The organism is Endozoicomonas sp. ONNA2 (assembly GCF_024606365.1).
Classification (GTDB): Bacteria; Pseudomonadota; Gammaproteobacteria; order Pseudomonadales; family Endozoicomonadaceae; genus Endozoicomonas.
Genome location: NZ_JAHHPO010000305.1, coordinates 1 through 7,132 on the forward strand (window position 1 = coordinate 1; position 7,132 = coordinate 7,132).

Annotated in this window: 4 protein-coding genes; 1 reads left to right on the forward strand and 3 read right to left on the reverse strand. The window is 49.9% G+C overall.

Going from position 1 to position 7,132, the window contains the following annotated elements:
• From KDK14_RS05520 to KDK14_RS05530, 3 genes are all read right to left on the reverse strand, one after another.
• The coding region (locus KDK14_RS05520; RefSeq protein ID WP_257264018.1) for a hypothetical protein at positions 1-1,732 on the reverse strand (1,732 nt) is incomplete at its 3' end.
• Positions 1,733-1,974: 242 nt separating this feature from the next.
• Positions 1,975-5,037: a hypothetical protein gene (locus KDK14_RS05525; protein ID WP_257264019.1), complete on the reverse strand. Its 3,063-nt coding sequence runs from the start codon at positions 5,035-5,037 to the stop codon at positions 1,975-1,977.
• Between the two features lie 157 nt (positions 5,038-5,194).
• Positions 5,195-6,052, reverse strand: coding sequence for a death domain-containing protein (locus KDK14_RS05530; RefSeq protein ID WP_257264020.1), 858 nt, complete (start codon positions 6,050-6,052; stop codon positions 5,195-5,197).
• Between the two features lie 502 nt (positions 6,053-6,554).
• Between KDK14_RS05530 and KDK14_RS05535 the strand changes: the two genes are divergently transcribed.
• On the forward strand, positions 6,555-7,132 hold a 578-nt coding region (locus KDK14_RS05535), incomplete at its 3' end, for a hypothetical protein (protein WP_257264021.1).

Sequence of the window (7,132 nt, forward strand, 5' to 3'; positions counted from 1 at the left end):
GCTCCGGTCCCGGGCGACGGTAATAATGCTGTAACACCGTGAGGATAGTGTCTTCGTTATCGCCGACATTATCTGGCAAGACCGGCGGTTTGCTAAAGGCATCCACCATAAACTGTAACGCTGGTGTCACCAATGCGAAGCGATCAACCGGCAGATCGAGGGATTGTTTCAGTTTCTTGAGTTGCTGATTGGCCTCCTTGACGTGTGCTGGCCAATTCTGGAAGAGCGTGTGGGTTTTCCGTTGCCTCCAGAGTTGATCAACCCATACGATGAAATTGGCCACGGATAAGTTTTCAATCAGCCTTGTAGTGTCACCGAAACAGGCCAGATCCCGTTTAACCGTATCCATAACCTCTTCGTCCGGGACGGCTCCGAAATGAAACAAGGCCAGTAAGTGGGACTGCAGGGTATCAAGGGTTGGTCTCTGAAAAAGTCGCTTACGAGATAATACCTCTATCAGACAGTCTTGCCGTTGCTGATCATTGTACTTCTGGCAGATTCGGTCAAATTCAACGATGCCTCCGGAACAACGGGTCAATGGTATATTCCAAAGGTTTTGCAAGTTAAGGAACTTAATGGGACCAAAGGCAGCCACCATATAATTGAACAGGTCCGGTGGTACATAAGATTGAGCACAGCCTCCCATCTGTCGGATAAGGTTCCAGCCACATCCAGTCAGTATGGCCCCGCTCTGCAAAAGCAGCCGAAGTAATGGGGCAACTTCATCAAGCCGGAATTCCGTTACCCGGTCATCCTTACTGTATCTGTGTGTTTCAGAAATCAGGAGCAGATCAAGCAAGGAAGTCATTTTTCCTTCATGAAAAAAATAGCGGTGAATGGGCAAACCACTCGCTTTCCATGCCAGAAGCTTCTGGCCACTGTCAGGACAGGGATTACTCACCAGCTCGATGGCCTGTTGCCATTTAAGTTGATCATCCGGCGGGATGGACAATCCTGACCTCAGTGCCTCTGCTTGTAAATGCATTGGCAATAAATTCATTGTGCTCATGATATTGGATAAAAATACATACCCTGAAGGATCAAAACAATCCAGAGAACGCTCAATCAGGGCCAGATGTTCAGAGTCAAGTTCATCATCATAACAGACCTCTGCCGACCCGGTGTTGCAGCAAAAAGCAACCAGTGGCAGGGAGGGCAGGCCCAATGCCTGTTCACAGTCACGCTTGTTCTGCAGAATATCCGAAATAGTATGAGGGACATCGCTCACGACAAAAAAGCATTTGATGTCTGCTTTTCCATTGTTGGTGACCACGAGTTGTGGAATGGGTACGGAGCCTGACGGATATACTGCACAAATTCTGTGGCTATCATATTTGTTGTGCTTCAGTTTCGGTAAACTGAACCTTCCGTCCGCCCCCAGATGCCCTGAGGTAAAATGGTCATACACCTCCCGCCCGGCCTGTGCTTGTATCTCTTTATGTTTTTCAGCCAATGATGGCAGATCAGACAGTAATTTTACGTTCAGTTTATCTGCCTCTGCGTCTTGTTTCAGCGGCCAGGCACCTGGAACTTGTTTGTAGACATACAGGCAATCCGGGTCGACGATGCCTACTGTCCATCGACCTGTCAGGTGCCCGTGTTGCATCCCCTGCAAGGCAAGGGTATAGGATCTTGGTGTGCCATTAAAGTAACTGGTGACTTCGGCTGGTTTAATTTGCCGAATCGCCAGACGCCCACCCTCCGTCGCCTGGCGCAGTGCTTGACGCTCCACTTCTCTGGAAGGCCCGGGTGTCGGTTCAGTGGTTGTCTCAGGCTGGGTGCCAACGTTCGTTGGTAGTAATCGCGCAGACCGGCGAAGGGGTTCATGTCCCGGTTAACATTCATGATGACGCTCCAATAATAATTATTATTGCCCACTTCCACCGGGGACGGGTACTCTCGTCATTAGAGTGACTGGCTGGCAAAAAGTTCCATTATGGCTCCATTGTCCTCAGCGGCATGGTCATGGCGATTTTATCGGCCTGCCCCTGTGGGCGCAGTTTGAGCATCAGGCTTCGCCATCTTTATTGGCACCAGCATTTCCCATTCTCTCGGGAAGCCATCGTTGGCCAGGTAAGGACGCTTCTCGCTGGCCACGGCAATACCCCGATCCTTCAGCACTTTCCGGGCGTCCCACGAAGCCAGCGTTTCCTGGGTCAAGGTACCCGTATTCATCCGTATACCTGCGCTCTTCAGTCGCTGCACCTCTTTCGCCAATGCCTGTTGTGTTGCCGGGCTCAGCAGTGACGGATCATGTTCGTACTGCATCTTTTCCAGCCGTGTCATTCCAGCCGGAATCACCACCTGCTGGAGATCGTACCAGTTGTTATGAATACCATAAGTGATTCCCTTGCCTTGATCCGCCTTGCAGGCTTGGTGGCCGGGGTCTGAACAGGTAATGATTCCGGCTTCCCGGGCTATTTTGCGACGAACATTATCATCAATAAATCGGTCCATTGTTTGCGTGGGCTTTGTTGTCCGGTCAAGTTGTATCTTGATTTTATTGCCATCGGGCACCAGACCGTAGACTTCGGTGTAAGGAGTTTTGCGCCGGTCCCCGGGGCATTGGGTTACCTGCACCAGGTTAGCCGCACCGTGCATGGCGGCTTCCAGATGCCGTTGGAATTCAGTTTTGTGCTCCGACTCACAGGTAAAATTTCCGGCCCACTGCGCTGGCAGGTCAAGGTGTTTCGGGTTAAAAATCTTGGGCTGAGCCACCGCCAATCCGGGAAAATCAGACCCAACCCCATAATGGCGTAAATAGTCCATACGAACAGCAAAGCGTAATATGCGCAGATACCAGCGCACGGAGCCAGTCAGGTTCTCCGGTTTACCCCTGGTATCGTTTTCCATGCTGACCATCGCCTGGGCGACCTTATCAAGCAGCTGTTCAGGGAAGTGCCCGGCCAGGTCCCGTTTGAAGTAAGCAGCTGACCTGGTTTTTGCTTCCGATTCATCGACGTCTTCAGTTGCGGCATCCTGATAAATAATGGCCAATGGCAGGAGACTTTTTTCGACTGGATTAAAAGAGTGAACGTGACATCTCTCCAGCAATTCCATGTACCAGAGTCCATTATTCCTGGCCCGCAGAACATGGCTGCAGGCGTGTTGTGTTTTCCACGTTTCTGGCAAGAAGTCGTACAGGCTGGCAATCACCCGCTTCGGTCCCGGGCGACGGTAATAATGCTGTAACACCTTGAGGATAGTGTCTTCATTATCCCCGACATTATTCGGCAAGACCGGCGGTTTGCCAAAGGCATCCACCATGAACTGTAACGCCGGTGTCACCGCTGCGAAGGGATCGACCGGCAGATCAAGGGATTGTTTCAGTTTCGTGAGTTGCACACGGGCCTGCTTGACATGTGCTGGCCAATTCTGGAAGAGAGTGTGGGTTCCCCGTGTCGTCCAGAGACCTTCAACCCATTCGATGAAACTGGCCACGGATAAGTTATCAATCAGCCTTGTATAGTCACCTGAATGCGCCAGATCTTGTTTAACCGTACCCATAACCTCTTCGTCCAGGACGGCTCCGTAATGAAACAAGGCCAGTAAGTGGGACTGCAGGGTATCAAGGGTTGGTCTTTGAAAAAGTCGCTGACGAGATAATGCCTCTTTCAGGCAGTCCTGCCGTTGCTGATCATTGAAATCCTTGCAGATGCGGTCAAATTCAATGATGGCTCCCGAATAACGGGCCACTGTGGTTAATGGTATATTCCAAAGGTTTTTCAAGGTAAGGAACTTGAATGGAGCAAAGGCAGCCACCATATAATTGAACAGGTCCGGTGGCATTAACAGTTGATGATTTTCTCCCATATTTTTAATTAAGGACCAGCCCAGGGCAGCAAGTGTTGCCCCGCTCTTCAAAAGCAGCCGAAGTAATGGGTTAACTTCATCAACCGGGAATTCCGTTTCCCGGTCAGGGATCTCCGTGTATCTCAGTGATTCAGAAATCAGGAACATATCCAGCAATGACGTGATATTTCTCTGATGAAAAAAACAGCGGTGAATTGGCAGACCACTGGCTTTTAATGCCAGAAGCTCCTGGTCATTGCCATCACAGGGATTACTCACCAGCTGGATGGCCTGTTGCCATTTCGGTTGATCATCCGGCGGGATGGAAAATCCTGAACTCAGTGCCTGTACTTGCAAAGGCATTGGCAATAAATTCATTCTTCTCCTGATTTCGCCTGAAGGTATACGCCGGGAGGAGGCAAGAACATCCAGAGAATCCTCAATTATGTCCAGGTGTTCAGAGGCCAGTTCATCATCATAACAGACCTCTACAGACCCGGTGTGGCGGCAAAATACCACCAGTGGCAGGGGGAGTTTCAATGCCCGTTCACACCGGCGCTTTTTTACCAGGATATCCGAAATATTTCTGGCGTCATCACGCTCAACAAAAAAACATTTGATGTGTGCTTTGCCACAGGGGGTGACTACGATTTCTGAACGGGGTAAGGGGGCATCAAAATTAGTTGCGGTCGGTTTGGGGGCATTATATTTGCAGGGCTTCAGTCTTGGTAAACTGAACATTCCATCCGGCCCCAGATTTCCTGAGGTATCCGGGGTTGAACGAGGATACACATTCCACCAGGCTCGTTGTCGTATCTCTTCACCTTTTTCAGACAATGATGGCAGGTCAGACAGCAGTTTAACGCCCAGTTTATCCGCAGCGGCGCCTTGTTCCAGCCGCCAGGAGTCTGCCTCTTTCTTGTAGACATACAGGCAGTTGGGATCGACGATGCCTACCGTCCATCTATTCTGATCTGCCCATTTCCTGCGGGGCATCCCCCGCTGGGCAAGGGTAAAGGATTTTGGCGTGCCACTGCCCTTGAAGAAACCGGCTTCATCCGCTGATTCAATTTGCCGAATCGCCAGGCGGCCACTCTGTGCTGCCCAGAGCAGTTCTCGTCTCTCCTCCTCCCTGGCAGGCCCGGGTAGCTGTTTGGTCGGTTCTGTGGTTGTCCATTGGCCAGGCTTTGGTTGGTGGTGATCGCTCTGGCAGGCAAAACAGTTCATGCCCCGGTTAACATTCATGAGGATGCTCCAATGATCGTTATTATAAACCCTCTGGGTGCTCTTGCCATTAGAGTGACTGGCTGGCCAAAAGTTCCATTATCACAAAGCCATTTCCAGGGCCTGGTTCCGAACTGACCGACGGGCAATCGAACGGGAAGGGTGCCGGATGTTGGCGTTATAAGCGTTGCAAGCGGTTTTGCAGTTTTTCAGAAAGATCCGTCCGCCCTATTGCTATTAACACATCAGTCAACTCATCAGTCCGCATCCCACTGCGAGCAATTTTATCCAGTACGGTGAGCAATGCTTTTGTGACATTTCCCCGACACTCCGATCTAATTTTATCGACTTCAACCCCGGGGAAGAATTCACTCATAATGAATGCCAAATCTCTCCACTGGCTAGCAGCATCGGTGATTACCTCGAATGCTGCTGGAAAGTTAAACTGACAACAGTCCACTGATTGTTGTGCCGATGGTGCTACGGGTTCAAGGTAAGGGCAATCAAGATAAGCGTCTTCCAGGGAAGGTATTTGCAACTTGTAGATAATGTTGGAACTTTGCAACAGCGTGAGCTTTGCAAATCCGGAATCCTTCCCTTCCAGAGAAAAATAGCGACGGAAGAAGTTGATTCTGATGTTATCCGCGTTGCCCCGGAAAAAATCCTCCGCCTGATAATATTCCCTGAGGTGGCCGCTGGCAAAGGCAAAATTGATCACATCCCTGTTGTCCAGAAAGGCCAGTTTCTTTTCAATCCACTTGTCGAATTCTGGATACTTGACGGTAAAATCATCCTGCCCGGCAAGCATTATCCGATCTGCCGAATAATCTGCCGATTCGTTATGAATTTTGATGACACGTTCTAAAACCAACTTTCGGAAATTGGGATTGTGACTCACCTCACGCAGCTTATCATGCACATAGGTGGCCGCTTGCCCCTCGGACTGGCGCTCAACAGGATACGGGGTATACGACGGTGGTGGTTCAGTAGGGTGGGTGTCAGGAGCGGTAACTGGCCGGAATGATGTCGGGTTCATAATAATACCTCGATAGTTGGTTCGATTATTTGGACTGCCGTTTTCCGAAATAGTGATATGGTCACTGACGAATAGCCCCCTGGACCCTGGCAAAACCGAATATCTACCTACTTCCATAAGGGGGGGCAGTGCCACAATCTTAAGAGTAACTGGCTGGCGAAAAGTTCCGCTGTCCCCGCAGTTGTATTTTCATAGCGAGATCAAGGGATTTTATCGGCCTTCTCTTGCGGGCAGGCTCTGGGTATCAGGCTTCGCTCTCTTCTTTGGTGCCAGCATTTCCCGATCTCTCGGGAAACCATCGTTATCCAATGCCCACGGCAACTGTTCCTGCATCCATGCAGTCGTGCGGCGGCAGCAAATTGAGGATAAAAATTTATGTTTCTGAGTAGAATAGCGGGGCTATTTGACGAAAAATCAGGAATTTCAGGCCAATTTATCGCAACCGCAGGACAGTCTTAAGTCCGACAGGCTCCTCGCTATTTCCAGATTGAAACTCTGGTTTATGGAACTTTTTACTGAACTGGTGGTCCAGTTTGATGGCTCAAGACCGAATAAACAGATCATTATTCATAACAAGGTAATCAGTAAAATGCATGTTTCAGGGAACTCGCCACTTTCATCTGTTGATCTGAATCCGGAACATACCCAGACCTATTCATCCCAACCCACGGGTCATTTCAGGGATTCACCCGGTCATCTCTGGTGCAACTACCTGGTTAAAGAGGCTTCAGGGGGTGAACAGGACGGCTTGCCCATCAGACATATGCCTTATCCTTCTGCCAATGCTGAAATCCCTATGGATTGTACTAACGTGCAATCCTGCCCCGGTACCACTCATGACTTGCCACAAGGCAATCTCGGTCCTGAATTAAAAGCGTTGCTGCAAAGAGTTGCCGGGTGTACGGACAAAGAACAGCCATTACCGGTCAGTGACTATAAACCATTTATTCGATATTTCGGGGAGTTACCCCCCAATGCTGACCCGGATCAGCTGGATTCTGAAGATTACCTGATAAAAGTTAAAAAGACCCTTGTTATCTACCTAACCCGAATGTTTCATAAACGCGCCTACATCTCGAA

What these genes read in the sequence shown, in the direction of transcription:
- KDK14_RS05530 (WP_257264020.1), bottom strand. Translation starts at nt 6,052, where the DNA reads ATGAACCCGACATCATTCCGGCCAGTTACCGCTCCTGACACCCACCCT.
- KDK14_RS05525 (WP_257264019.1), bottom strand. Translation starts at nt 5,037, where the DNA reads ATGAATGTTAACCGGGGCATGAACTGTTTTGCCTGCCAGAGCGATCAC.